This is a genomic window from Streptomyces sp. NPDC002886, assembly GCF_042888445.1.
In the GTDB taxonomy this organism is placed as follows: Bacteria; Actinomycetota; Actinomycetes; order Streptomycetales; family Streptomycetaceae; genus Streptomyces.
Genome location: NZ_JBIAPV010000012.1, coordinates 58,413 through 83,878, shown reverse-complemented (window position 1 = coordinate 83,878; position 25,466 = coordinate 58,413). Strand labels below are relative to the sequence as shown.

The following is a 25,466-nucleotide window of genomic DNA, read 5'->3' as shown; positions in this document are numbered from 1 at the left end:
TATACAACCGTCTAAGACAAATGTTCAAGACGCTTGTATGGATCCGCTCTCCACCGCGCCGAATTCGCGCGACACGGCGGTACGGCTCTGCAACGCTGCGGCCATGACCTTCGTACTCGACGGACCAGTGCTGGACGGCACGCTCGTCCGGCTGGAGCCGCTGGAGCACCGCCACGCGGCGGACCTGGCCGTGGCGGCAGAAGTGGACCGCAGCCCCTACGGGTTCACGTGGGTGCCCACCGCGGACCGGGTCGGGGAGTACATCGACGCCCAGCTCGCCCGCCGTGCCGCGGGGAAACTCGCCCCATACGCGCAGGTGGACCGGTCCTCCGGGCGGGCGGTCGGCGCCACCGCCTACTGGGACCCCCGGCCCTGGCCGACGACCGGGGAGGGCCTGTGCGCGGTCGAGGTCGGCTTCACCTGGCTCGCGGCCCCGGCCCAGGGCTCGGGGATCAACACCGAGGCCAAGTACCTGCTGTTCCGGCACGCGTTCGAGACCTGGGGCGTGGCCCGGCTCGACCTGAAGACGGACGCCCGCAACGCCCGTTCGCGCGCCGCGATCGAGGGCGTCGGCGCCCACTTCGAGGGCGTCCTGCGCAACTGGTCCCGCTCATGGGCCCCGGGCGAGGACGGCCTGCTCCGCGACTCCGCGCTCTACTCGGTCACCAGGGCGGAATGGCCCGCCTGCCGCGCACACCTGGAAAACCGCCTCGCCCGCCACGCCGGTCTCCGGCGGCCCGGGACGGACTCCCCCGCCACGGTCTGACTCCGCCGCGGTCCGGCCCCCCTCCCGGCGTCAGGCCCTGGCCGCCGACGCCCGGTTGCCCGGCAGCCAGCCCTCGGCGTAGGCGACGGCGTCGCCCAGGCCGAACAACCGGACCTCCGCGCCGCCCACCGCGCCCCGTACCACCGGGCGGTCCTTCTCGAAGTCCGCACCCAGCGCGTCGAAATCGTCCGAGGAGACCGATGTGTCGCGGACCGTCGTCCAGCAGCGGCCCTGTGCGGTCATGAGGGCGAAGGAGTTGTCGACCCGCGGCGCCGGCACCCGGTACTCGGCCAGGTGGAAGGCCGTACAGCAGTCGAAGCCCGCGCCCAGGAGCAGGATCCGCGCCCCGGCTTCCTCCAGCCGGGCGAGCGGACTGCGCTCGCCGAGCCGGCAATCCGGCGCATGGCCGTCCGTGATCGTCGCGGCACGCGGGCCCAGCGCGGCGAAGGACGTCTGCGGATGGCCGCTGCGCAGGGCGCCCGGCCAGGTGCGGACGGACTCCGGGACGGCGCCCATGCCGCGGGTGGGCGTGGTGCGTGCGTCGAAGGGCGGCATCGAGGCGCGGATGTCCGCCCACCACGCCTCGGGCACCGGCGGGTTCTCCCAGTGCGCCGGATCGGAGTTGTCGCCGGAGTGCGTCGGCACCACCAGGGTCCCCGCGTCCCCGAGGACGTCGAGGAGCGCCGTGACCACCGTGGCGGCCCCGCCGCAGACCCAGCCGAGGGAGCTGAGGGAGGAGTGCACGAGGAGGGTCTCGCCGGGGCGCAAGCCGAGCGCACCCAGCTCGGCCGCGAGCGAATCGCGCGTACAGAGGGGCCCGGCCTGAGGGTTCATCGACACGGTGGACACAAGGGGTCAGTGTCGGGGTCCTGCCGCCCCCGCACCACCCGTTTCCCGGACGCCGGTCGCACTTCCGTCGTCGAGAGTGCCTCCCGTGGAGAGTGCCTCCCGTCGCGGGCATCCGGAGCAGCGGCGGCGCGGCGAACGCGCCGGTCCGTGTCCCCGGCGTGCCCGTGTGGTCTCGTTCTTGTCCGTCGACGGCCGCCGGCCGGCTCGGCGTTCCGTGCTCGGACGGGGTCGACCTCACGCAGAAGGCGGGCAGGTTCTTTGGGATCCGGATGGTTCACCCTCTCCGCCCTCTCCGCCGCCTGCGTGCTCGCGGCCGTACCGGGCGCCGGGCCCGGCGGTGCCGGCTCCGCGGAGGCGGAGGCGGAGGCGTACTGGACGGCCGGGCGCATGGCCGCGGCCGTGCCCGTCGACGCCGTCCGGAGCCGGGCCGCGGTCAGTGCCCGCGCACCCTCCGGCATTCCGACCGGCGTCCACTTCGACGGCATGCCGATGGTCGGCACCTTCTTCTACCGGCAGACCGCGGTCGGCACGTCCGACACCTCCTGCACCGGCAGCGTCGTCCGCAGCGCCGGCCGGAATATGGTGCTCACGGCGGCGCACTGCGCGGCCGGCATGCGGCACCCGGCGAGCCGCGCCGTGTTCGTACCGCGCTACCGCCACGGAAAGACCGCCGCCGCCCAGCCGTTCGGCGTCTTCCCGGTCAGGGCCGGGGGCGTCTACACGGACCCCCGCTACCGGTCGCACGGCAGCGCCGCCGTGTCCGACCTGGACTTCGCCTTCGTCCTGGTCGGGCCGAACGCGAAGGGGCGCGTGGAGAACCTCACCGGGGCCCTGACCTTCACGCCCGTCAGCACGTACGACCACGAGGTCACCGTGGTCGGCTACCCGTCCGCCTCGCGCGTGAACAAGGCGCACCAGGCCGTCCGGTGCGAGGTGCCCACCACGCGGCTGAGCGGCTTCCGGCAGCTGCGGATGGTGTGCAAGGGCTTCTACGGCGGCGTGTCCGGCGGTCCCTGGATCAAGGACTACGACCCCGCGCGCCGCACCGGCAAGGTCATCGGCAACACCGGCGGCTACCACGGCGGCGGCAACGACTCCTGGGTGACGTACGCCCCGCTGTACGGCAAGGAGGCCCGGGACCTGTACGAGGACGCCGCCGCCGGCCGCGACCCCGCCGCCCTCTCCCGGCCCCCCTACCGGGGCTCCTCCGCCGGCCACCCGCTGCCCGGCTCCGGCGAGTTGTGGACCCATGCCAGGGCCATGGCCTCCGGTGATTTCACCGGCAGCGGCCGCGACGGCCTGCTCGTGGTGTGGACGGACGGCGAGGTGACCCTCTTCCCCGGAGACGGCCGGGGCGGCTTCCTCCCGGAGCGCCGGCTCATGGCACCGAACGCGGGCTGGAAGGACGTCGCCGCCGTCACCGCGGGCGACTTCACCGGCTCGGACCGGTTCGACCTGCTGGTCCGCCGGAAGGACGGCCGGATGACCCTGTACGGCGACGTCGGCTCCCGCGGGCTGGGCCGCGGCACCGCGATGGCCCCGGCCGGATCCGTCTGGAAGCACGCCGCCCAGATCACCGCCGGACGCTTCAACGCCTCCCACTACGTCACCGACCTCGTGGTCCGCTGGTCCGACGGCGAAGTCTCCCTCCACACCGCCGTGGGCGCCGGCACCTTCGGCCGGGAGCACCGGCTCAAGGGCCCCGGCCCCGCCTGGAAGGGCGCGGCACTGCTCGCCGCCGGACAGTTCTCCGGCAACCGCACGTGGGACCTGATGGTCCGCTGGTCCAACGGCGCGCTCGGCATCCACCCGGGCATCGGCACCCGCGGCCTCGGCGGCGAACGCCGCCTGCGCGGTCCGGACCGCACCTGGACCCACAGCGTCCTCATGACCGCCGGCCGCCACACCGGCGACGGCCTCACCGACGACCTCCTCGTCCGCTGGAGCGACGGCGAGACCACCTCGTACGAGGACACCCGCGCGAGCGGCCTCGGTCCCGAACACATGCTCGTCCCGCCGCGGGCCCCGTAGCCTTGACCTGGGGCGACAGGTAGATCCAGGCCGGGTGCCGACCGGCCACGGCGCGGGGGGAATCCATGGGGGACACGGGAGGCACGGGGGACGGGGAGCCGGATCTGGCGTTCCTCGGCATCGGCCCGGAGGACGAACGCTTCTACCGACTCCTGCTCCGGAGCGGCGGCGCCGATCCCGGACCGTTCGTACGGCACCCCGAGCCGGACGAGGAGACGGTACGGGCCCTGCGGCAGCGGGCCACGACCCTCGGTCTCGCCGCGATGGCCGACGGGCTGCTGCGCCCGGTCAGTCCCGCCAAGGCGGTGCAGCACCTGATCGACGCGCGGCTCGCGCGGATCCGGCAGGAGCTGGAGACCAAGGCGGCGGCGGACGCGATCGTGGCCTCGCTGCTCGCGGAACGGGACGCGGCCACGACCTCGGACGCGATCGCGTGCGCCGACCGGCCTCCCGTGGAACGGCTGACGGGCATCGACCAAGTACGGGCGGCCATCGACGAGCTGACCTTCTTCACCCGGTCGGAGTCCATGACCACCTGGCCCACGGGGGTGATGCGGCCCGAGATCATCGAGACCTCCAGGCCCCTCGACGCCCGCATCCTGCGGCGCGGGATCCGGATGCGCAGCCTGTTCGGGGCGGCCGCGCTGGACGATCCGCCCACGATGGCCTACCTGCGGGAGATGACCGCGAAGGGCGCGGCGGTACGGGTGTCCCGGCTCGGCCTGGAACGCGTCCTCCTCTTCGACCGGGCGGCGGCGCTGACCCCGCTCGACCCCTCCGACAGCAAGCGGGGCGCGCTCCTGACCCGCGAACCGGGCCTGGTGGCCACCCTGGTGTCCCTCTTCGACCGGATGTGGGAACAGGCGCAGGACATACCGGCCGAGGTGGACGAGGAGGGGCCGGCGGCGGAGGGCGAACGCCCGACCGCACTGGAGCGCCGGATCCTGGAGTCGCTGTGCACGGCCGACAAGGACGAGAACGGGGCCCGGGACGTGGGCATCTCCGTGCGGACGTACCGCAAGTACGTGGCGGCGCTGATGCACCGGCTCGACGCGTCGAACCGGTTCCACGCCGCGCTGCTCGCGCGGGAGCGCGGCTGGATCTGAGCGCGGCGGCCCCGGTCACGTACGGGACCGCCGGAGCGCGCGGGCGCAGGACAGCACCCCGACGGCCAGCACCCCCATGACCACGTAGCGCGCGGTGCCGTCGAACAGCACGGTGGACGAGGCCAGGAGGGCGATCAGCACAGCGGTGGTAACGCCGAGCGGGTTCTTCTGAGTCCGGGACTGGAACTGGGACTGGGCCATGACGGTGGCTCCTTCAAAGGGCTCGGAGGGCTCGGAGGCGGTGATGCCCCTTCCACTCTGGCAGCGGGACCCGGCCACCCGGCCCGGCCGCGGGCGCAGCTTCCGGCATTCCATCGCGCAGCATGCTGCGCGCCCGGTCCGCCTGACCGGAGCCGGCCGACGCCCGGGCGGCGGTGCCCTCACCCCGGGCCCTCCTGGCCGGAGAGGAAGCGGAGCTTCCGTGGTTCCCGCCGCGCACGGCTCCGAATGAAGCCCTCCGGTGGGCATCACGGCGCACTCGTCGGAAACTTCGCCCGCCGAAACCGGGGAACACGGGAAAGTTCGAGCAGTGGCGCCCAAACTCCCACCGCCGAGCAGCATTTCTTCGGCCCCCAGGCCTCGGACCGATCTTCCAGTTCCTTGATTGCGCGGCTTCTTCTGGACGGGTCCGGCGCGGGTGTACGGCCGGTATCGGCGGACCCTCACGCCGTTTCCGGCAGCGGAGCCGACGAGCCGCTCGATGGCCACGGACATGGCCGAAAGAAGTCACCGGTCGGGGCGGTGGCGGTGGCGGCGCGGGGCGCGCCCCCATCAACCCCGGGCCGGGACGGCCTCGCGGCGCAGGCCGGAGACGACCACGAGGCCGACGGCCAGGTGCGTCAGCGCCAGGAGGATCTTCGTCCCACCGGTGGCCTCGACGCCGAACGGCAGGGCCAGCGAGGCGAGGAGCACCACGGAAGCGACGGCGGTCCAGATCTTCCGGGCCGCGGCCGGGGCGGACTTCTCCAGCAGGGCCAGCAGGCCCCAGCCGAGCAGGGCGGCGCCCGCGGCGGAGCCGAGGAAGCTGCCGAGGGCGAGGTCGACCGGCCCCTTGCCGTCGTTCTGGTCCACGGCGAGGGCGACACCGCCGGCCTTGCCGGCGAGGAAGACGACGGCGGAGGCGGCCACGGCCCCCACGACCGCCAGGAGCCGCGGACGCCAGGTGGAGTGGGCGGAGGAGGTGTCGGCGGAGGAGGTGTCGGCGAGGCGGGTGTTCGTGGTCATGGGAGCTCCTTGGGCAGGTGAAAGGGAGACGAGGACGGACGGGAAGGACGTACGGGAAGGACGTACGAGTGGTCAGTACGAGCGATCAGGAGGCCACGGGGGAGGCCGCGGCTTCGGGCGCGCGCCGGGGCGTCTCCACGGGGCCGCCGCCGCCCGGCGACACCGGCCGGGTCGTCGGCAGCACGAACCGGGCGACCGCGGCGGCCGCGAGGACCAGGCCGGCGGCGATGCCGAAGGCGAGCTGGAAGCCGCCGGTGGCCGCGGAGGCGGCGCTCTCGCCGTCGGCGAGGGCCCTGCCGGTGGAGGAGGCGGCGATCGCGGTCATGGCGGCGATGCCGAGGGAGTCGCCGATCATGCCGGAGGTGCCGGAGAGCCCGGAGGCGGCGCCCGCGTCCCGCGGGTCCCGTACGGACATCGACAACGTCATCACCGCGGGCATGGCCAGACCGCCGGAGAAGCCGAGGACCAGCATCACGGGCAGCAGGTCCAGCACGTAGGCGGGGTTCTCGGGGACGCGTGCGGCCAGCAGGAGGGCCGCCGCCACTCCCAGCAGGCTCGGGAGCAGGACGCCCCGGGCGCCGAAGCGCGTGGTCAGCCGCTGGGACAGCGCGAGCGAGGAGAGGCCCCCGACGAGGGCGAGCGGTACGAAGGCGACGCTGGTGACCAGTACCGAGTAGCCGGCGACCTGCTGGAGGTACAGCGCGATCAGGATGTTGAAGGAGATCGTGGCCGCGACCAGCAGCAGGTGGATCAGATTGGCACCCGACAGTGCGCGGGAGCGGAAGAGGGACAGCGGCAGCAGCGGCACCCGGGCGGTGGCCTGGCGTGCGACGAACCCGGCGAGCAGCACGATCGCGCCGAGGCCGAACCCGAGGGTGCGGGCGGAGCCCCAGCCGTTCCCGGAGCCGGTGGCGAGGGCGTAGACGCCCAGCATCATGCCCGTGGTGACCAGCGCCGCGCCCAGGAGGTCGACGCCCGCGCCGAGGCCGGGGCCCTTGTCGTCGGGGATCAGCCGTGCGGCGAGCAGCACCGCGGCCGCGCCGATCGGGAGGTTGACGTAGAAGACCCAGTGCCAGCCGGCCCCATGGGTGAGCAGACCGCTGATCAGGATGCCGAGGGAGGCGCCGCCCGCGGCGGCGAAGCCCATCGCGCCCATGGCCTTGCCCAGGTGGCGGGGGTCGTCCCGGAAGAGCGTGAAGACGATGCCCATGACGACGGCGTAGGCCATGGCCGCGCCTGCGCCCTGGAGGAACCGCATCGCGATCAGCATCTCCTGCGTCCCGGACAGGCCGCAGGCCGCCGAGGCGAGGGTGAAGAGGCTGACGCCGCCGATGAACAGCCGCTTGCGGCCGATGAGGTCACCGAGCCGGCCCGAGAGGAGCAGCAGGCCGCCGAAGCCCACGGTGTAGGCGTTGGTGACCCAGGCCAGGCGGGCCCGGTCGAACCCCAGATCGCGCTGGATGGAGCTCAGCGCCACGGTCACGACGCTGATGTCGATCACGATCATCAGCTGCATGGAGCAGAGCACCGAGAACGCCAGCCAGCGCGCTCTGGGGGACTCGACGAGGGGCACGGACATGGGTTCGCCTCCTGGACTCACGGCGCTGGGCAGGACGTAGTAGGACCGTACTGCATAGTTCCGTTCTTTATTATTGAGTACAGGATTTTAATTTTCGGAACTGAACAGTCCGGACACTTCTGATCCGAAATGTTCTGGTGCGGAAGCAGATTGGTTACACTCGGCCCATGACGACGCCCACCGCGGACCTCAGCTTCCTGCTCAACTGGGCCGGCCACTCGCTGGCGACCGAGATGACCGCGAACCTCGCCGAAGTAGGGGCGACGCCGCGCGCCCACTGCGTGCTGCACCGGGCGCTGGAGGGCGAGTTCACGCAGAGTCAGATCGCGGACGCGGTAGGCCTCGACAAGACCACGATGGTCGTGATCACCGACAAGCTGGAGAAGGAGGGCCTCGCGGTCCGCATGCCCTCCCCGGTGGACCGGCGGGCGAGGATCATCGCGGTCACCGACAAGGGCCGGGCCCTACTCGCCCAGTCGGACGAGGTCGTCGAGAGCACGCACGAGAGCGTCCTCTCCGCCCTCCCCGAGGAGCTGCGGAAACCGTTCACGGAGGCCCTGACCCTCCTGGTGGAGGGCCGCCTCGCGAAATTCGTGGAGTCCGCACAGCCACCCCGCCGCCGCTCCGCCTCCTGAGCCCCTCCAGGATGACGGGATGGCCATGAGCGAGACGGAACTGCTGGACCTCCTGCGCGCACTCGACGACCCCGAACGGCTGGGAAGGCCGCTGCGCTACGACCGCGCCGCGACCGGCCTCGCGTTCAGTGGACTGGTGCGCCGGCTCGAAGCGGACTTCGGGGCCCCGTGCGAGTCCGAGCGGGACACCCAGGACTCCAGCGAGTACGGGCGCGTCCGCGTGCCCGCGGACGCGACGGTCCGCGGAACCCGGATCGTGGTCTGCGTGAGCAAGTTCGGCTCCCTCGCCGAGGTCTGCGCAGACAATCCGGGGGCCTACTTCGGCACGGACGACGCCCGGGAGGACGGAGCGCTGGACCCCGCCGACCTCGCCACCGTGGAACGGGCCCTGGCCGAACTCGGCTACGTGAGCGTCCCCGAGGAACTCCTGGAGAGCGACTACGAGGGCCCCAGCGCGCTGGAGCCCTTCGCGGCGCGGCCCACCTGGTGGACACGGTTCTTCGGCACGCTCTGGTGATCCGCCCACCCGGCGGCCGGGACCCCGGTCAGTGCGGGGCGCGGGGTGTGTTCAGGCCCGTGACGACCATGTGCGTCAGGAGGGCGTAGCTCTCGTCCAGGGCTTCGGGGAGGGCGAAGCCGCCTCCGGTTTCCAGGGAGACGAAGCCGTGGGCGGCGGCACGCAGGCAGCGGGCCGCGTGGACGGCCGCGGAGTCCTCCAGGCCGTAGCCGCGCAGGGTGGCGAAGAGGACGGTGAGCAGGCGTTCCCCGGCTTCGGCCGTCCGCGGTTCGGGGTGGTGCGGCAGGGCCGCGTACCGGTGGGGGTGACGCAGGGCGTAACCGCGCCAGGCCGTCATGAACGCGCGGATCGCCTCGTCGGCGGAGTGGCCGATGACCGCCACCCCGATCTCGTCCGCCATCTCGTTCATGATCCGAGCCGTCAGGAGGTCGCGGAGCTCGGCGAGGTTGCGTACGTGCTTGTACAGCGAGGGCGTCGCCACGCCCGCCCGCCCCGCCACCGCCGACAGGGTCAGGCCCGCCGGCCCCTCCGCGTCGACGAGGCCCAGCGCCACGTCGACCACCGCGTCGGCCGAGAGCGAGGCCCTAGGCACGGGCGGCCTGCTTCAGGAAGGACACGATGGCCGCGGCGGTCTCGGCGGGGAACTGCGCGTGGGCGTAGTGGCCCGCGCCCTCGATCATCACGAGGCTGCCGCGCCCCGCGGGAAGTCCGGCGACGATGGCCGCGCCCTCGGCGGCCGGGTCGGCCCAGTCGCAGTCGAGGGTGCCCTCGACGATCAGCGCGGGGCAGCGGACGTCACCGAGGCGGGCGCCCGCGTCGGTGGGCGCGGACATCCCCATCGCCGCGACGACGCCGATCCGGCCCGGCCGGCCCAGGTCGGCGTCGACCGCGGCGACGTGGGCGGCGTGGCCGGCCGGACGGGCGCCCGGGTAGGCGTGCTCGAGGTAGCGCTTCCACACGCCGCGGCTGCGCAGGATGCCGGTGCCGAGCAGCAGGAGCATGCCCTTGCGGTAGCGGGCGTTGGAGGCCAGAGCCCCGAAGTCGATCTTCTGTGCCTTGGTGAACGGGCTGATCTCGACGATGGCGTCGACCAGCCCGGGCTCCTGCGCCGCCGCGATGGTGGCGGCGCCGCCGCTGAAGGAGTGGCCGACGATGACGGCCGGTCCGCCCAGGTGCCGGATCAGGGCGAGCAGGTCGCCCGCCACGTCGGTACGGGTGTACGAGGCCCAGCCGGTGCTCGATTCCCCGTGCCCGCGCAGGTCGGTGGAGGCGACGCGGTAGCCGGCGGCGACGAGCAGGGCCGCGGTCTCGCGGTAGGCCGCGCGGTTGTCGCCCATGCCGTGGGCGAGCACGACCAGCGGGCCCTCGCCCGTGACCTCGTACGCGAGCCGTCCGCCGTCGATGCTCAGAAACTCCGTCATGACCTGTCCCCCGGAAGCCGTGGCTAATCCCTGTCCCCTATAAGCTAACGCCATTAGCCGCGAAGGGCAACCCCCCACCCCCTACTTCGGGTCGCGCTGGAACAGGGACTTGGACCACAGGTAACCGAGCACGGCCAGCCCCAGGCACCAAACAACCGCGATCCACCCGTTGTTGCCGATCTCGGTGCCGAGCAGCAGGCCGCGCAGGGTCTCGATCGCCGGGGTGAACGGCTGGTACTCGGCGACCGGCTGGAACCAGCCCGGCATCGCGTCGACCGGCACGAACGCGCTCGACAGCAGCGGCAGGATCATCAGCGGCAGCGCGTTGTTGCTGGCCGCCTCGGCGTTCGGACTGGTGAGCCCCATCCCGACCGCGATCCAGGTGAGCGCCAGGGAGACGAGCGCCAGCAGCCCCAGCGCCAGGAGCCATTCCACGGCGGTGGCGTCCACGGACCGGAAGCCGATGGCCACCGCGACGGCCCCGACGAGGACGACGCTCATCACGCACTGGATCACGCTGCCGACGACGTGCCCGATGAGCACGGACCCGCGGTGGATGGGCATCGTACGGAAGCGGGCGACGATGCCCTCGGTCATGTCCATGGCCACGGACACCGCGCTGCCGATCGTGGTGCCGCCGATGGTCAGCATCAGGATGCCGGGGACGAGATAGGCGAGGTACTCGCTCCGGCCCCCGCCGCCGTCCCCGAGGCCGGCGCTCATCACGTCGCCGAAGATGTAGACGAAGAGCAGGAGCAGCATCACCGGGGTGAGCAGCAGGTTCAGCGTCAGGGACGGGTAGCGCCGCACGTGCAGGAGGTTGCGGCGCAGCATGGTGGCCGAGTCGCGGACGGCGAAGGAGAGAGAGCTCATCGGACGTCTTCCTTGGTCTGGTGGGTGGAGGCGGTCAGGGCGAAGAACACGTCGTCGAGGTCGGGGGTGTGGACGGTCAGCTCGTCCGCCTCGAGGCCGGCCGAGTCCAGCCGGTCGAGGATCGAGCGCAGCGCGCGCTGACTGCCGTCACTGGGAATCTGCAGCGCCAGCGCCTCGTCGTCCCGGGTGACCTCGCCGAGTACGACGGCGGCGTTCCGGTACCCGGCCGGGTCGGAGAACCTCAGCCGTACGTGCCCACCGGGGATCAGCCGCTTCAATTCCTCGGCAGTGCCCTCGGCGGCGATCCGGCCGCCGTTCAGCACCGCGATCCGATCCGCCAGCTGATCCGCCTCCTCCAAGTACTGCGTCGTGAGGAAGACGGTCACTCCACCGGAGACCAGCTCGCGGATGATCTGCCACATGGTGTGCCGGGAACGCGGGTCGAGCCCGGTGGTCGGCTCGTCGAGGAAGATGATCCGCGGATCACCCACCAACGTCATCGCGATGTCCAAGCGGCGCTTCATCCCACCCGAGTACGTCGAAGCCGGCTTCTTGGCCGCCTCCGTCAGGTCGAACCGCTCCAGCAGCTCGGCGGCGACCCGCCGCCCCTCCGCCTTCGGCAGGTGGTGCAGGTCCGCCATGAGCAGCATGTTCTCCTCACCCGTGATCAGCCCGTCGACCGCGGAGAACTGCCCCGTCACACCGATCGCGGCGCGCACCCCGCCCGGGGAGGCCGCGATGTCGTGGCCCGCGACCTGGGCCTGTCCGCCGTCGGCGGCGATGAGCGTGGACAGGATGTTCACGACGGTGGTCTTGCCCGCGCCGTTGGGCCCGAGCAGCGCGAACACAGAACCGGCCGGGATGCTCAGATCGATGCCGTCGAGGACGGTCTTGTCGCCGTAGGACTTGCGCAGACCGACCGTGGAAACGGCGGCCGGGGCGTTTTTTGATGTGGGCATGACAGAAGAAGGCATGAAGCCCTCCATTCGAAGGCTGAAGTGTTGGGGGGAGAGCGCGCGCGACTACGAAAGGGTCAGCCGGCGATCGCGCGACGAATGTCGATGTTGCCGTACTTCGTCCGGGCGCGGACCTTGACCGTGTCCGTGCTCCCCTCCGGGCTCCCGGACGCGGTGAGCGTGTTGCGGACCTGGCCGGAGCCCGAACTGACATCGAGCCAGGCGGCCGTACCCTCGCGGACACCGACCTCGATGGCCCCGTAGGAGGTCTCCAGCTCCACGGTGCCGCGGGCGACTTCACCCACCCGCAGGGTGCCGTGGGCGGTCTTGGCGGTGACCGAGTCCTCGGCCCGCCGGATCTCGATGTCACCGTTGGCACCGCTCACCCGCAGCTCGCCGATGGCTGCGCCGACGGTCGTGGTGCCGTGCGAGTTCTTCAGGACGGCGGAGCCGTCGACGAAGCCGAGGCGCAGGCTGCCGGAGCTGGTGGTGATCTCGGTCGCGCCCTCGGCGCGGTCCACGGTGATCGATCCGTGCGACGCGGTCAGCTTGAGCGGGCCGGTCGTGTCGAGGCGCACGTCGCCGGACGAGGTCTTCACCCGGACCTCGCCGAGCCGGCCCTCGCCGACCACCTGGGTCCAGGCGCCGGTCGTGTCGACGTGCGAACCGGTGGGCAGTTCGACCGTCACGTCGACGATGCCGGGCTTGCCGAACGGGTTGGACTTGGGCGTCCTGACGGTCAGCACGCCGCCCGCGAACGTGACCTCGGTCTGCTCGGCGGTCCGTACGTCCTTGTCGCGCTTCGGGTCCCGGGGCTGCACCGCTACGACGGTGTCGAGGCGGTCGCCCGCGGTGAACTGGATGGAGCCGGCCTCCACGTGTGCGGTGACCGAGATCGCTTCGGAGGTGTCGAAAGAAGGCATGGCTGTCCCGTCCTCTTGGGTCTTCCGGGCGTCCCCGCTGGTGGGACGTGGTGGGGGCGAACTGATGCGGCTAGCGGACCCAGCCGGTGAAGCTCTGTCCCACGCTCTGGGACTTCTCGGCCGTACGGGGCCTCGCGCCACCGTCGACCGCGGCCGACACGGCGCGCACCAGCCAGGCGTTGACCGACAGCCCCTCGCGGCTCGCGGCCTCCTCGGCGCGGGCCTTGAGGTGGGCCGGCAGGCGCAGGTTGACGCGTGCGGTGCCGCCCTCGTCGCCGTCGGCGGGTGCCTGCGGCGCGAGCGGTTCACTGGTGGGCTGCGCGGGGGCATGACTCTCGCCGGCGGGCACCGTCACCACGAACTCGGGGTCGAGCCCCCGCAGCCGTACGTCGACCGAGCCGGGGGCGAGTTCACGGGTGATCTCGTCCATCGCTGCGGAGAGCACATTGAGCAGCGTCAGCCGGGTCGCGGACTCCAGCGGAGCGGTAAGCCGCTCGGCCAGCTTGCGGGCTTCGTCGCCGCCGGCCTCGGCGGCCACGGCGAGCTCTTGACGGAGGGTGGTGACGTAGGGCGTGAGGTCCATGTCGCACAGCATGGCACAGCAATGGCGCCATGTCGAGCCAATGTGGCACCACTCCCCCACACCTCAACCCCACAACAAACAAAACACCTGCTCACAGCACTGACACCACCAAGCGCCACAACGACATCACCCCGACACCACCCCGACTCAGAACTCGCCCCCGATGGCGCGGGCGCCCTGAGAGACGAACCCCAGCCAAAAGAAAAACCCGGCCGGGGCTGAAGATCCCCCGGCCGGGGTCGGGACATGGGCGCCACGGTCGGGGACGGGGGCGGGGTGGGGTGTTGGCCTGGACGTAAAACGTGATTTGTGGCGCGAGAGCACGCTGCCCCCTGTCAAGGCAGGGGACAGGGCGCCTAAATCATGCAGTCCAGGCCAACACCCCACCCCGCCCCCGGCACCGACCCCACCCGCAGCGGGCCGCACCCGGGCCACCCCCAGCCCCTCCGGCGTTTGAGGAGCGGGGGCCCGGGGCCGGCCCCCGGAATCACCGCCGCACCCTCAGGACGCCGACGCCGTCCGCCGCGCATAGTGGCGAGCCGCCTTCGCACGGTTCCCGCACCCCGTGCTAGTGCACCACCGCCGGGTGCCGTTACGACTGACGTCGTGGAACCGCAGCCCACACGTCGGGTTGGCACAACTCCGCATCCGGTCCCCCGCGGTGCTGAGCAACCGGAGGTAGTCCGCCGCCACGAGGTACCCGAGCAGACGCCCCGAGTCGGGCGCCTCCAGCCGCTCCACGGGCCCGGCGGCCGTGAGCAGCCGGCGGATCCGGCCCGCGTCGAGCAGCCGGTTGAAGGCGTCGAGCGCCCCCGGCCCCGCATCGGCGCGCCCGGCCACACCGGCCAGCGCGGAGCGGGCGGCCCGGGCGGCGCTCAGGGTGGTCCGGTCGGCACGCAGCTCGCCTCCGGCGTACGCCGCGGCCACTCGGGACCCGGCCAGCCAGCACGCGAGCCCGGAGGTGGAGTCCAGCAGGTCGTAGCGGCCGTACCGGTCGTGCCAGTGGGTGTTGAGGAGGTCCAGACTGAGCGGCTCCCCGGTCAACGGACGCGGATCGACCCCACCCCCCATCCCACCCCCGGCACCACCCACACCACCACCCACGCCACCACCCCCGGCCCTCGCCACCCCGACCGAGGCCCCCGCCGAGCCTCCCACGGAGGCCCCCACGGAGGCCCCCATCGAGGCCCCACGGTCCCCGCTCATGCCCGCGCCCCGGTGTACACGGGCTCGGGCGCGGCCGCGAAGGCGCAGTACGGCGAGGAGCCCTCCGCCCGGTACAGCTCCACGGCCTGCGGCGCCGCGAGGATCCCCGGCAGGATCAGCTGCCACAGCCGGGTCAGGTGCCCGCGCAAGGGCCCGCAGGAACGGCCCGGGCGGCGCTCCTCCGCGCGCAGGCACACGTCCATCCCGACCAGGGAGTGCACGAGTTGCGCGGCCGTCTCCCAGGGATCGACCGCGCCGGTCAGCGCGTCGGCCAGCTCCTCGCGGACGGCATCGGTCCAGGAAACGCTGCCGTCGGGGTAGTGCACGAACTCCCGGGTCAGCCGCGCGCCCGCCCGTACGACGGGGTCGTGCCCGAGCCGCCCCGCGACGGCGTGCGTCATGTCGACGGCCGCCTGCAAGGGCCGCATCCCGCGGTGCGGCACGGCGCCCAGCGCGCCGACGATTGTTTGCCGGGCTTCGGTACGCACCGCTCTGACCAGGTCGTCCTTGGCGGGGAAGTGGTACATCAAGGCGCCCTTGGTCACTCCCGCGGCGGTGCAGATCACCGCGAGCGAGGCCCCTTCGTAGCCGTAGAGGTCAATGGCCTTGGCGGCGCCGTCGATCAGAGCCCGTCGTGTTCGCTCGGCTCGCTCCTGCTGCGCCATGGGCGCTCCTCGTGCGTAGGGGATGGAGACGTACGGATGGTGCTGCCCGCCCCGGCAGCACCATCCGTACGGTCAGGCCGCGCTGCCGGCCGGGACGGAGGCCGGAACGGAGGCCAGGCCGTCCTCGAAGCTCTTGCGGAGCTGGGCACGGCGGAGCTTGCCGATGCCGGTCTTCGGGATCTCGGACCGGTCGACGGGCAGCAGGTGCGGTACGTCGACGCCCAGCCGTTCGCGGACCCGCTCGCGGATCCGTTCGCCCTGCTCCCCCGTGAGGGCGCCGGCGCGCGGGCTGAAGAAGACCGCGAGCTCCTCGGCGCCGCCGGGCTCGGCGGTGACGAGCGAGGCGACGGTGTACGAGGGCTCGATGAAGTCGAGTTCCTCCACGGCGGCCTCGATCTCGTGACCGTGGTAGGCGATCTCCCCGAGCTGGATGACGTCGTCGGTGCGGCCCGTGACGGTGAGGATCCCGTTCTCCACGTACGCCAGGTCGCCGGTCTTGAACCAGCCGTCGTCCGTGAAGGACTGCCGGTTCTGCACGGGGTTGTCGTAGTACCCGGAGGTGATGGTCGAACCGGTGACCTGGAGCCGGCCGGTGACGCCCCACGGCACGAGGGCGCCGTGCTCGTCGACGACCCGGATGCGGGTACCGGGCTGCGGGCGGCCGACGGGCACGTAGCGGTCGTCGCCGGCGGCGGCCTCGGTGAACTGGCAGTCGGCCACGCCGGCGGTGGTCTCGGACATGCCCCAGCCGGGGAACATCGCGGTGGCGGGCAGACCGTAGGGGGCCAGCAGGTCCAGGAAGCGGCGGACGACGCCGGAGCGGACGGCCTCGCCGCCGTTCATGATGTAGCGCAGCGGGCTCAGGTCCCAGCCGCGGCCCTCGAAGCGGTCGGCCTGGTCGTTGACGAGCACGAAGGCGAAGTTGGGCGCCCAGGTGGTGTCGGCCCGGTGGGCGGAGACGGCGTCGAGCCAGCGCAGCGGGTCCTCCAGGACCCACTGGATCTTGGCGTGGACCTGGGCCGCGCCGAGGAAGACGTCGCGCGCGTGGAACATGATCAGCCCGCCGATGTGGTCCAGCGGCATCCAGTTGAAGGTGCGCGTGTCCGCGTCGAGCTTGTTCACGCGGGAGGTGGCCGCGCTGCGCGTGAGGATGTTGCGGTGGGTCAGGCTGACGGCCTTGGGCACGCCGGTGCTGCCGGAGGTGAGCAGCAGCACGGCCGGGTCCGCGCCGTCCGGCTCGTGCCAGGCGAGGTCCGGCTCGTGGGCGGTGCGCAGGCTCGCCACGTCGCCCAGGTGGGCCGTGGTCCAGGCGGAGTCGGCGGTGACGGCGGGCGCGATCTCCTGGCCGGTTCCGGTCAGGACGCGGGGGCGGCCGTACCCGGCCCAGACGCGCTCCAGCAGGCCGGGGCCGTTGACCGCGTCGGCGCTGACGGGCAGCGGCAGGAAGCCGCCGAGGACACAGCCCCAGAAGCCGGCGAGGAGGTCGGCGTCGTCGGCCGACTGCAGGATGATCTTCTCGCCCGCGACGGCTCCGGCGGCACGCAGACCGGCCAGGACGCGCGAGGCGTCGTCGAGCAGCTCGCCGTAGCTCTGGTGGACCTCGGTGCCGTCGGCACGGATGTAGGTCACCCCGCGTCCGTCGGCCTCGCTCTCACCGACGGCGCGGACGAGGGCGGCGCCGAGGTGCGCGACGCCGGTTTCGGGGGCGGGCCCGCCGTCGAGCAGGGATATGCCGGTGCCGGTCATGCCTGGTTCTCCTCTTGCTGAGCGGTGTCCGACGCGGTGTCGGACCCGGTGTGCGACGCGGTGTCGACGGGGGTCGCGGTGGCCACGATGACGAGCGGGCCCCGGCCGTGGAAGGGCGCGGGCTCCTTGCGGAAACCGCCGTACTCGGCCGTGATGGTCAGTCCCGCCGCGGCCAGCAGTTCGCGCACCTCGGGCCCGGTCAGGACGGCCTGGTCGAAGAAGTTGTCGTACATGGCGACCGTGCCGTCCGCGGTGCGGACCAGCAGGGTCTCCTCGTTGCGCCAGTTCGCGGCGTGCGCGTTGATGAACTGGCGGGCGAGGCGGGTGATGAGGACCCCGTCGCGGCGGTGGTGGCCGACGCTGTTGGGCTGGAAGGAGTCGACGAAGTTCAGCAGGTGGCCGAACTCCAGGACGACCTGCCCGCCGGGGTTCAGCAGCTCGCGGACGGAGCGCAGGACGGCCGGGAGCTGTGCCCGCTCCAGGTAGTTCAGCGTCATGAAGAGGCTGTACACGAGGTCGTAGCGCTCGTCGGTGCGGTGCTCCTCGGCGCGGGCCTCCACGTAGGAGATGCCCTCGTCGCCGGCGGCGCGGGCGTACTCCAGGAACGCGGCGCTCTGGTCGACGCCGGTCCCGCGGTGGCCGCGCTCGCGCAGGGCGCGCAGGTTGGAGCCGGTGCCGCAGCCCAGGTCGAGTACGGTGCCCGCCTCGGGGAGCAGGGACGCGAGGAACTCCGTCTCGGCGTCGAGGTTGCGGAAGTCCTTCCGCATGATCTCGTAGTACTCACCGGGGAATTCGAAGCTCGTGCCGGTCAAATCCGTCATCCTCCTCGGATGTCAGTGCTCGTCGGTCGTCGGTGCTCGGCGGGACTCGGTGCTCGTCGGTGCGCGCCACCGGTCGGTGCGCGCCACCGGTCGGTGCGCGGTGCTCGTCGGTGCGCGCTACCGGCCGGTGTCGGTACTACGTGGGCACGGCCTCGCGCATGGTCCGGTAGCCGCGCGGGGTGAGCCCGTACCGGTCGCGGAAGAGCCGGCTGAAGTGCGAGGCCTGGTAGAGGCCGGACCGTTCGCCGATCACCCCGACGGGCAGGTGCTCGAGCCGCGGGTCGCGCAGCTCGGACCGGCAGCGGGCGAGGCGTTCGTCCCGGATCCACCGGGCGGGGCTGGTCCCGTGCTCCTGGAAGATCCGCTGGAGGTAGCGCAGCGAGATGTTGTGGTGCTCGGCGACCGCCTGCGGGGTGAGGTCGGGGTCGGAGAGCCGTGCGCGGATGAACCCCTGGATGCCCAGCATCAGGTCGTGCCGGGCCACCTCGTCCTCGGCGGCGACGTGGCGCAGCCGGTCGGCGAGGACGGCCGCGGTCAGGCCCGCCACGGTGGCGCCGACCCGGTCCACGGCGGAATGGATCTCGGTGCCGTGGTCGTGGAGGCCGGCGAGCAGCTGGGAGAGCAGGGCGCCCGCGCCCATCCGCCCGCACCAGCCGGTGGCGGTGAGCTTCGCGGTGTCGGCGGCCGACATGCCGAGGTGCCGGTGCGGCAGTTGGACCTCGACCAGGTGGAAGGGCCGGGGCAGCAGGAGGCGGTACGGCCGGCTGGTGTCGCAGCAGATGATCTGCGGGCCGCTCGCCTGGCCCCGGCGGCCGTCCTGGTGGACGTGGATCTCGCCGGCCAGCGCCCGGAACACCCGCAGGGACTCGGAGGGGTCCGGGCGGATGTGGCGGCCGGGGCGGACGGCCTCGTGGGCCTCCCCGGTGACGAGGGAGATGGTGACGTCTCCGAACTCGCGCCGGACCGTGGTCCCGTACACGGACTCGCCGTGTGCCCGGATGACCCGCGCCGCCGTACCCGCGGCGGGCGCGGGGGGTGCGGTGAGCGCGGCGAGCGGTGGACTGCGGTCCGGCACGGATGTGCTCGGCCCGCGAAGGGGCAGCATGTCCATCGTTCTCCTCGCTCCGGGAAGCGTCGTGTCATCGTGACAGGCAGGCCCATAAAAACATACCTGCATGCACGTACTCGAGTAGCATCAGATGTTCCAATGCGCGGAGCTACACTTCGACGTTCAGGCGTGAACAGGCCATGAACAGGCGCATTTACGCAAGCCAGAAGACAGGTCGGCCGGTACAGTCAAGGATGAGGACTGGCCGGACAACGCGGCTTCACGTGCGGTCATGGATGTAGTTTCCGAACGAGGGGTATCACGTGACGATCAAGGTCGGCATCAACGGATTCGGCCGCATCGGCCGCAGTTTCTTCCGCGCCGCCCTTCAGCGGGGCACCGGCCTGGAGGTGGTCGCCGTCAACGACCTCACCGACGCCAAGACGCTGGCCCACCTGCTCAAGTACGACAGCACCCTCGGCAAGCTCGGCCACGAAGTCCGCGCGGTCGAGGGCAACCTCGTCATCGACGGGCGCACCATCCGCGTGACCGCCGAGCGCGACCCCGCCAAGCTCCCGTGGGGCGAGCTGGAGGTGGACGTGGTCATCGAGTCCACCGGCGTCTTCACCGACGCGCACAAGGCCCGCGCCCACCTGGAGGCCGGTGCCCGCAAGGTCATCATCAGCGCGCCCTCGAAGAACGAGGACCTGACGATCGCCTTCGGCATCAACGACGACCTCTACGACCCGGCCGTGCACGACATCGTCTCCAACGCCTCGTGCACGACCAACTGCCTGGCCCCGCTGGCCAAGGTCATCGACGACGCGCTCGGCATCGAGCACGGCCTGATGACCACGGTCCACGCCTACACCGCGGACCAGAACCTCCAGGACGGTCCGCACAGCGATCTGCGCCGCGCCCGCTCGGCGGCGACGAACACCGTGCCGACCACCACCGGCGCCGCCAAGGCGATCGGCCTGGTCCTCCCCCAGCTCAAGGGCAAGCTCGACGGCTACGCGCTGCGCGTGCCGATCCCGACGGGCTCGGCCACCGACCTCACCGTCCGCGTCGGCCGCGCGACGACGGTCGAGGAGGTCAACGAGATCTTCGCGAAGGCCGCCGAGGGCCCGCTCGCGGGCATCCTCACCTACACCGACGAGCCGATCGTCTCCAGCGACATCGTCACCGACCCCGCGTCGTGCATCTTCGACTCGGGCCTGACCAAGGTGATCGGCGACGGCCGCCAGGTCAAGATCGTCGGCTGGTACGACAACGAGTGGGGCTTCTCCAACCGTGTCGTGGACACCGCCCTGCTGATCGGCGCCCGCTGACCGGCGCCCCGTAGACGGGCGCCCGCCGACGGCGACCCGTCGGCCGAGGCGCCCGTCCCGACCGGAGGTTCCCGATTCCCGTGATCAAGACCCCCCATCACGAGGGTGAACAGGCCGTCCAGAAGCAGGCCGGCGAAGGCGGTCCCGGCTGGGGCTCGCCGATGTTCGACGACGTGATCCAGCCCGGGTTCGACCAGTACCTGATGCGCCAGCGCATGCTCTTCCTGGGCGGCGCCGACGCCACGGGCGCCATGTGGTCCTCGCTGGTCACGGGCGACCCCGGCTTCGCCCTGCCCACGAGCCGGCGCACGATCACTCTGTCCTCCCTGCCCGTGCCGGGCGATCCGCTCGCCGAAGCCTTCGCGGAGACGGCCGACATCGGGCTGCTCGCCCTCGAACCGCACACCACGACCCGGATCCGGATCAACGGCGTGGCGCGGCGCGAGGGGGATTCCCTGCAGATCCGCACCGAGCAGGTGCTGGGCAACTGCCCCAAGTACCTCCAGGTACGGGTCCCGGTCGCGGACGGGCCGGCCTCGGCGCCCCGGGAGACCCGGGACGGCGACGAGCTGACGCCCGAACAGGAGAAGTGGATCCGCGGCGCGGACACCTTCTTCATCGCCAGCCAGGCCGACGGCTACGGCGCGGACTCCTCGCACCGGGGCGGCGATCCCGGTTTCGTCACCGTGGCGGGACCGCGCAGGCTCGTATGGCCCGACTACTTCGGCAATTCCTTCTACATGACCCTGGGCAATCTGCAGCTCAACGAGAACTGCGGACTGCTCTTCCTGGACTGGGAGTCCGGCCACACCCTGCAACTGACGGGCAAGGCGCGGATCAACTGGGCCGAGGGGGACCGGGCGGACGTGCCCGGAGCCCTGCGGATGTGCGAGTTCGACATCGAGCGCGTGGTGCAGATCGACGGGGCGACCCGGCTGCGCTGGGCGTTCGGCGGTCCCTCGCCCTACAACCCGCCGGCAGCGGCGCGGGCCTGATCCCCCTCAGCCCCGCGCCGTCCCCCTCGCCCGGTCTCCCCTGGTCACCGTCCGGCCGTGCCGCCCTCCCCCGTCGGCGCGGCCGGACGGTGCTGTACTCCCGCCCGGCACCCTCGCGGCCCGGCAACCTCCCCGTCCACGGCCTCCCCATCGAAGGATTGCGCCATGCCCGATGCCGATCCGCACCCGACCCCCACGCCCTCCCCCAGGCTCCGGGCCGACGTCTCGACGCTCCCCGCGTACGTGCCGGGCCGCGCGGCACGCGACGAGTTCGTCGACAAGCTCTCCTCGAACGAGAACCCGTACCCGCCGCTCCCCTCGGTGATCGCCGCGGTCGAGACCTGGCTGGGCCGCCTCAACCGCTACCCCGACCCCACCGCGGCCGAGCTCATCGCGGAACTCTCCGACCGCCTCGCCGTACCCGCCGACCACCTGGTGCTGGGCACCGGCTCGGTCGGCATCACCCAGCACCTGGTCGCCGCCGCCGCGGGCCCGGGCGACGAGGTCGTCTTCGCCTGGCGCTCGTTCGAGGCGTACCCGCTGCTGGCGTGGGCCGCCGGGGCCACCTCCGTCCAGGTCCCGCTGCGCGACGAGACCCACGACCTGGACGCCCTGGCCGACGCGGTCACCGACCGCACCCGCCTGATCTTCGTCTGCAACCCGAACAACCCGACCGGCACCGCCGTGCGCCGCGCCGAACTGGAACGCTTCCTGGACCGCGTACCCCCGCACATCCTCATCGTCATCGACGAGGCCTACCGCGAGTTCGTCGACGCCGCCGAGGACATCCCGGACGGCATCGACCTCTACCGCGACCGCCCCAACGTGGCCGTCCTGCGCACCTTCTCCAAGGCCTACGGTCTGGCCGCGCTCCGCGTCGGCTACGCGGTGGCCCACCCCCGGGTCACGGCCGCCCTGCGCGCCTGCTCCGTCCCCCTCGGCGTGAGCGGCCCCGCCCAGGCCGCCGCCCTGGCCTCGCTGCGCGCCACCGAGGAACTCCGCGAACGCGTGACCGACCTGGTCGCGGAACGCGACCGCGTCAGCGCCGCCCTCCGCGCGGAGGGCTACGAGGTCCCCGAAAGCCACGCCAACTTCGTCTGGCTGCGCCTGGGCTCCCGCACGTCCTACTTCGCGGACGCCTGCGAGGCGGCCGGCCTCATGGTCCGCCCCTTCGCCGAAGAGGGCGTCCGCATCACGATCGGCACCCCAACGGCAAACGACCGCCTCCTGAAAACCGCCTCCCACTGGAACCGCTAACCCCGCCCCGCACAGGCCCCGGTCGCCTCAGCCACCGAGGCTTTCGGGCGTGCGGCGTTGGGACCACCCGCAGGTAGGCGATGGTCAGAGGCTGCGGGCGGCGATGTCGCCGTAGGCGGTGGTCGCGTGGATGTCGAGGGCCGCGGCAGCGCCCTCGGTGTTGCGAAGGGCGTTGTGGATCCGGCCGAGGGCAGTGCCGGCATCGAGAGTGGCGCTGACCCCGCGGCCTGCGCCGACCGAGATGTCTCCGTACTCGGTGTGCAGTTCGACCGTGCCGCCCACGGCCTCGACGATGCTCAGATCGCCCTTCTGCGTACTGATCCGGGCGGAGCCACCCAGACGGCCGACCGAAACATCACCGGCCGCGAGCGTCAGACGGGCACTCGCCGCCTCATCGAGCTTGACCGAACCCTGCGCCGCCTCGAAAACCACCTCACCAAGACGTCCCACACCCCGCAGCTCGGCCCCGGCAGCCTTCGCCTCAACGCGGGAGCCGGCAGGCAGCTGCACGGTCACCTCAACCGAACCGGACGCACCCAGAAACTGCCTCTCGACCGGTGCCGCGATCCGCAGGACCCCGTCGGCGAACTCGACCAGCGTCCGCTCGGCCGCCTTCACATCACGGCCCTTCGAAGCATCCGCGGGCCGGACCTCGACCACGGTGTCCGCACGGTCCGCGGCGATGAACCGGATGCTGCCCGCGGGAACGTCCAGAACGGCGGAGATCGGGGCGGTGGTGGCGAACTTCCGCGGGGTGTCAGCCGCGCAGGGTGGCGATGGCCTTCTCGATGCGCCCCAGGCGCGTCTCGGGCTTCTTCGCGCTCTCGATGGCGCGCACGTGCTCGCGCTTGCGGCTGTACGTCAGGTTGTCGTACGCGGCGCGGGCGGCCGGGTCCTCGTCCAGAGCCCGGGCGAAGTCATCGGGCTCGACGACGACGCGCGGCTCGGTGTCGAGCTCCAGCTCCACCTCGACCTCCTCGCCGATCTCGACACCCGCGGCATCCCGGTTGGCATGGCTGAGGCCGATCAAGTGGCGGCCGCGCAGGAGGGCGACCCGGCTCTGCCAGGAATGCCCGTTGATCGTGATCGTCACCGGCGGCCGCGCGCCCCCGGCGAGCGCCGCCACCACCTCGGACGGAACTTCGAGGCCCCGCATGGGCTCGGGCGGCTCGACGACGGACTGGAACTTCAAGACCTTCTCCTCTTCGTCTCTTCGTCTCTTCGTCCTGCTGGTTCCCGCACCCGGGCCACAGCCGTCCGGGACGGCGGGGGAACGATTCCCCGCCGTCCCGGACGGCTGTCGGACACAGGTCGCGGCTACTCCGCGTAGGGCTGGTCGGTGCCCTGGTCGCTGTAGCCGAGGCTCCAGACGTAGCCGTCCGGGTCGGCGAAGGTGCCGCCGTACCCGCCCCACGGCAGGGCGCCGGCCGGCTTGAGGACCGTGGCGCCGGCCTTCGAGGCCTCCGCCATGATCTCGTCGACCCGCGTCTCGCTGCGGACCACGTACGTCAGGACCAGCCCGCTGAAGCCGCTGCCCTCCTGGTCCGTGCCCACCTGCTGGGCCAGGCCTTCGCGGCTGTAGAAGCCGACCGGCGAGGCGCCGTCCGACTCGAAGAACACCGAGATGCCGAAGTCGCTCTGGATCTTCCAGCCGAGTCCCTCGGTGTAGAACTGCTTGGCCCGGTCCATGTCCCGGACACCAAGAAGGATCGAGCTGACGTGCGCCTTCATGTCCTGCTCCTCGCACTGTGAACGGATGCGCTGGATGCGCTGGTTACGACTGCTGCGGCTGCTGCGGTTGCTGTGACCATCACGCTAGGGCCTGAGGTGCGGCCGTGGCTTCTCGATTCCTGACCGGTCTGGAGACCTGCTTCGCCACGCACGCCGGCATCCCCTCCACCGTGATCGCCGGCCCCGCGTCGTCGGCCGCCGCCTGGCGCCGGAAGGCCCCCGGGGGCATGCCCACCAGCTCGGTGAAGCGGGTGGTGAACGTTCCCAGCGAGGCGCAGCCGACCGCGAAGCAGACCTCGGTGACGCTGAGGTCCCCCCGCCGCAGCAGCGCCGTCGCCCGCTCGATGCGACGCGTCATCAGGTACGCGTACGGCGACTCCCCGTACGCGGCCCGGAACTGCCGGCTCAGGTGCCCGGCGGACATGTTCACGTCGTGGGCGAGCGCTTCCACGTTCAGCGGCTGCGCGTACTCCCTGTCGATCCGGTCCCGGACGCGGCGCAGCCGCGCGAGATCGTCCAGGCGCTGCGCCTGGACGCGTGCACGCCGCCATTCGGGCTTGCACATGGAGAACCCCCTGCCCTTCGTCGGCTCAGCGCAGTTCCTGGATGCGGACCAGGTTGCCCGCGGGGTCGCGGAACGCGCAGTCGCGGACTCCGTACGGCTGCTCGGTCGGCTCTTGGACGACCTCGGTGTCTCCGGCCTGCGCCTTCTCGAAGGTGGCGTCGAGGTCCGGGGTGGCCAGCAGGATCCAGCCGTAGGTGCCCTTGGCCATCATCTCGGTGATGGTGCGGCGCTCGTCCTCGGTGATGCCGGGATCGGAGGCCGGCGGCGCCAGCAGGATCGACGTGCCCGGCTGACCGGGCGGGCCGACCGTGATCCAGCGCATCCTGCCCTGCCCGGCATCGCTGCGGACCTCGAAGCCGAGGACGTCGCGGTAGAAGGCGAGCGACGCGTCCGGGTCGTCGTGCGGAAGCGACGTCGTGTGAATGGTGATGTCCATGGTGAGCAGGCTAGGACGGCTCCCCGAACCGCGCTTCTCGATTCCTGATCGGTCCGGACATCCCGGGCGTTCGCGGGCAGGCGCGCGAGAACTCCCCTACGATCACGGCCGGTTGAGGACAGAAGCTGTCCTCAAGGGCTCCTAGAGTCTGTCTTGCCACCCCGAACAGGCCCCGAACGGGCCCCGCACCCGGCCCCGCACC

28 protein-coding genes are annotated in these 25,466 nt (G+C 72.1%); 8 read left to right on the top strand and 20 right to left on the bottom strand.

The window, feature by feature from the left end; all coding sequences use genetic code 11:
• The first annotated feature begins 103 nt into the window (after positions 1 to 103).
• Positions 104 to 766 carry a GNAT family N-acetyltransferase gene (locus ACFYYB_RS35975; protein WP_389441492.1) on the top strand — a complete coding sequence of 221 codons (663 nt, stop codon included), beginning with the start codon at positions 104 to 106 and terminating at the stop codon, positions 764 to 766.
• Positions 767 to 796: 30 nt separating this feature from the next.
• On the opposite strand, the gene ACFYYB_RS35970 is transcribed toward ACFYYB_RS35975, so the two are convergent.
• Positions 797 to 1,600 (bottom strand): aminoglycoside N(3)-acetyltransferase, encoded by an 804-nt coding sequence (locus ACFYYB_RS35970; protein WP_389441490.1) that lies wholly within the window; start codon positions 1,598 to 1,600, stop codon positions 797 to 799.
• Positions 1,601 to 1,873: 273 nt separating this feature from the next.
• On the opposite strand from ACFYYB_RS35970, the gene ACFYYB_RS35965 reads away from it, so the two are divergent.
• Both ACFYYB_RS35965 and ACFYYB_RS35960 read left to right on the top strand, forming a co-directional pair.
• The gene (locus tag ACFYYB_RS35965; protein WP_389441487.1) at positions 1,874 to 3,646 is read left to right on the top strand and encodes a trypsin-like peptidase domain-containing protein; all 1,773 of its coding nucleotides are present in this window, start codon (positions 1,874 to 1,876) and stop codon (positions 3,644 to 3,646) included.
• Between the two features lie 65 nt (positions 3,647 to 3,711).
• Positions 3,712 to 4,752, top strand: a complete 1,041-nt coding sequence (locus ACFYYB_RS35960; protein ID WP_389441485.1) for a helix-turn-helix transcriptional regulator — start codon at positions 3,712 to 3,714, stop codon at positions 4,750 to 4,752.
• 15 nt (positions 4,753 to 4,767) lie between these two features.
• Here the strand turns inward: ACFYYB_RS35960 and ACFYYB_RS35955 are convergent, their stop codons facing one another.
• The 3 genes from ACFYYB_RS35955 to ACFYYB_RS35945 form a co-directional block, all read right to left on the bottom strand.
• Positions 4,768 to 4,953 carry a hypothetical protein gene (locus ACFYYB_RS35955; protein WP_389441482.1) on the bottom strand — a complete coding sequence of 62 codons (186 nt, stop codon included), beginning with the start codon at positions 4,951 to 4,953 and terminating at the stop codon, positions 4,768 to 4,770.
• 570 nt (positions 4,954 to 5,523) lie between these two features.
• Positions 5,524 to 5,976, bottom strand: coding sequence for a DUF6069 family protein (locus tag ACFYYB_RS35950; RefSeq protein WP_389441479.1), 453 nt, complete (start codon positions 5,974 to 5,976; stop codon positions 5,524 to 5,526).
• Positions 5,977 to 6,061: 85 nt separating this feature from the next.
• On the bottom strand, positions 6,062 to 7,555 hold the full coding sequence (locus tag ACFYYB_RS35945) for an MFS transporter (RefSeq protein WP_389441477.1): 1,494 nt from the start codon (positions 7,553 to 7,555) through the stop codon (positions 6,062 to 6,064).
• 167 nt (positions 7,556 to 7,722) lie between these two features.
• Here ACFYYB_RS35945 and ACFYYB_RS35940 point away from each other — a divergent pair, with 167 nt between their 5' ends.
• Both ACFYYB_RS35940 and ACFYYB_RS35935 read left to right on the top strand, forming a co-directional pair.
• Positions 7,723 to 8,190 (top strand): MarR family winged helix-turn-helix transcriptional regulator, encoded by a 468-nt coding sequence (locus ACFYYB_RS35940; protein ID WP_389441475.1) that lies wholly within the window; start codon positions 7,723 to 7,725, stop codon positions 8,188 to 8,190.
• A 25-nt stretch (positions 8,191 to 8,215) separates the two neighbouring features.
• A complete protein-coding gene (locus ACFYYB_RS35935; RefSeq protein ID WP_389441472.1) occupies positions 8,216 to 8,707 on the top strand; it encodes a hypothetical protein in 492 nt (163 codons plus the stop codon).
• A gap of 28 nt (positions 8,708 to 8,735) precedes the next feature.
• On the opposite strand, the gene ACFYYB_RS35930 is transcribed toward ACFYYB_RS35935, so the two are convergent.
• The 11 genes from ACFYYB_RS35930 to ACFYYB_RS35880 form a co-directional block, all read right to left on the bottom strand.
• Positions 8,736 to 9,299 carry a TetR/AcrR family transcriptional regulator gene (locus ACFYYB_RS35930; RefSeq protein WP_389441469.1) on the bottom strand — a complete coding sequence of 188 codons (564 nt, stop codon included), beginning with the start codon at positions 9,297 to 9,299 and terminating at the stop codon, positions 8,736 to 8,738.
• Positions 9,292 to 10,128: an alpha/beta fold hydrolase gene (locus ACFYYB_RS35925; protein WP_389441467.1), complete on the bottom strand. Its 837-nt coding sequence runs from the start codon at positions 10,126 to 10,128 to the stop codon at positions 9,292 to 9,294. Before ACFYYB_RS35925 ends, ACFYYB_RS35930 begins: the two co-directional genes overlap by 8 nt.
• An 81-nt stretch (positions 10,129 to 10,209) precedes the next feature.
• The gene (locus tag ACFYYB_RS35920; protein WP_389441464.1) at positions 10,210 to 11,001 is read right to left on the bottom strand and encodes an ABC transporter permease; all 792 of its coding nucleotides are present in this window, start codon (positions 10,999 to 11,001) and stop codon (positions 10,210 to 10,212) included.
• Positions 10,998 to 11,975, bottom strand: coding sequence for an ATP-binding cassette domain-containing protein (locus ACFYYB_RS35915; protein ID WP_389441461.1), 978 nt, complete (start codon positions 11,973 to 11,975; stop codon positions 10,998 to 11,000). Before ACFYYB_RS35915 ends, ACFYYB_RS35920 begins: the two co-directional genes overlap by 4 nt.
• 59 nt (positions 11,976 to 12,034) lie before the next feature.
• Positions 12,035 to 12,880, bottom strand: a complete 846-nt coding sequence (locus ACFYYB_RS35910) for a DUF4097 domain-containing protein (protein ID WP_389441458.1) — start codon at positions 12,878 to 12,880, stop codon at positions 12,035 to 12,037.
• 70 nt (positions 12,881 to 12,950) lie between these two features.
• Positions 12,951 to 13,463 carry a toxin-antitoxin system HicB family antitoxin gene (locus ACFYYB_RS35905; protein ID WP_389441455.1) on the bottom strand — a complete coding sequence of 171 codons (513 nt, stop codon included), beginning with the start codon at positions 13,461 to 13,463 and terminating at the stop codon, positions 12,951 to 12,953.
• A gap of 501 nt (positions 13,464 to 13,964) precedes the next feature.
• Positions 13,965 to 14,507 (bottom strand): CGNR zinc finger domain-containing protein, encoded by a 543-nt coding sequence (locus ACFYYB_RS35900; RefSeq protein WP_389441453.1) that lies wholly within the window; start codon positions 14,505 to 14,507, stop codon positions 13,965 to 13,967.
• A 158-nt stretch (positions 14,508 to 14,665) separates the two neighbouring features.
• A complete protein-coding gene (locus ACFYYB_RS35895) occupies positions 14,666 to 15,334 on the bottom strand; it encodes a TetR family transcriptional regulator (RefSeq protein WP_389441450.1) in 669 nt (222 codons plus the stop codon).
• 72 nt (positions 15,335 to 15,406) lie between these two features.
• Entirely contained in the window at positions 15,407 to 17,080 is a 1,674-nt protein-coding gene (locus ACFYYB_RS35890) for an AMP-binding protein (protein WP_389441447.1), read from the bottom strand.
• On the bottom strand, positions 17,077 to 17,901 hold the full coding sequence (locus ACFYYB_RS35885; protein WP_389441445.1) for a class I SAM-dependent methyltransferase: 825 nt from the start codon (positions 17,899 to 17,901) through the stop codon (positions 17,077 to 17,079). The genes ACFYYB_RS35890 and ACFYYB_RS35885 overlap by 4 nt, the downstream gene beginning before the upstream one ends.
• Positions 17,902 to 18,037: 136 nt before the next feature.
• A complete protein-coding gene (locus tag ACFYYB_RS35880) occupies positions 18,038 to 19,006 on the bottom strand; it encodes a helix-turn-helix domain-containing protein (RefSeq protein WP_389441442.1) in 969 nt (322 codons plus the stop codon).
• A gap of 266 nt (positions 19,007 to 19,272) precedes the next feature.
• Here ACFYYB_RS35880 and gap point away from each other — a divergent pair, with 266 nt between their 5' ends.
• The 3 genes from gap to hisC all read left to right on the top strand — a co-directional run bounded on the left by gap (position 19,273) and on the right by hisC (position 22,532).
• Entirely contained in the window at positions 19,273 to 20,280 is a 1,008-nt protein-coding gene (gap, locus tag ACFYYB_RS35875; protein WP_389441440.1) for a type I glyceraldehyde-3-phosphate dehydrogenase, read from the top strand.
• A gap of 80 nt (positions 20,281 to 20,360) precedes the next feature.
• Positions 20,361 to 21,275, top strand: a complete 915-nt coding sequence (locus ACFYYB_RS35870) for a pyridoxamine 5'-phosphate oxidase family protein (protein ID WP_389441438.1) — start codon at positions 20,361 to 20,363, stop codon at positions 21,273 to 21,275.
• Positions 21,276 to 21,440: 165 nt separating this feature from the next.
• Entirely contained in the window at positions 21,441 to 22,532 is a 1,092-nt protein-coding gene (hisC, locus tag ACFYYB_RS35865; protein ID WP_389441436.1) for a histidinol-phosphate transaminase, read from the top strand.
• 84 nt (positions 22,533 to 22,616) lie between these two features.
• Here hisC and ACFYYB_RS35860 read toward each other — a convergent pair whose 3' ends face one another.
• From ACFYYB_RS35860 to ACFYYB_RS35840, 5 genes are all read right to left on the bottom strand, one after another.
• Entirely contained in the window at positions 22,617 to 23,258 is a 642-nt protein-coding gene (locus ACFYYB_RS35860; protein WP_389441828.1) for a DUF4097 family beta strand repeat-containing protein, read from the bottom strand.
• A gap of 31 nt (positions 23,259 to 23,289) precedes the next feature.
• On the bottom strand, positions 23,290 to 23,724 hold the full coding sequence (locus ACFYYB_RS35855; protein ID WP_389441434.1) for a YdeI/OmpD-associated family protein: 435 nt from the start codon (positions 23,722 to 23,724) through the stop codon (positions 23,290 to 23,292).
• A gap of 125 nt (positions 23,725 to 23,849) precedes the next feature.
• Positions 23,850 to 24,263, bottom strand: a complete 414-nt coding sequence (locus ACFYYB_RS35850; protein WP_327309969.1) for a VOC family protein — start codon at positions 24,261 to 24,263, stop codon at positions 23,850 to 23,852.
• Between the two features lie 79 nt (positions 24,264 to 24,342).
• Complete coding sequence (locus tag ACFYYB_RS35845; RefSeq protein ID WP_389441430.1) at positions 24,343 to 24,828, bottom strand: helix-turn-helix transcriptional regulator; 486 nt, start codon at positions 24,826 to 24,828, stop codon at positions 24,343 to 24,345.
• Positions 24,829 to 24,853: 25 nt separating this feature from the next.
• Positions 24,854 to 25,264, bottom strand: a complete 411-nt coding sequence (locus ACFYYB_RS35840; RefSeq protein ID WP_389441426.1) for a VOC family protein — start codon at positions 25,262 to 25,264, stop codon at positions 24,854 to 24,856.
• Between the last annotated feature and the right edge of the window lie 202 nt (positions 25,265 to 25,466).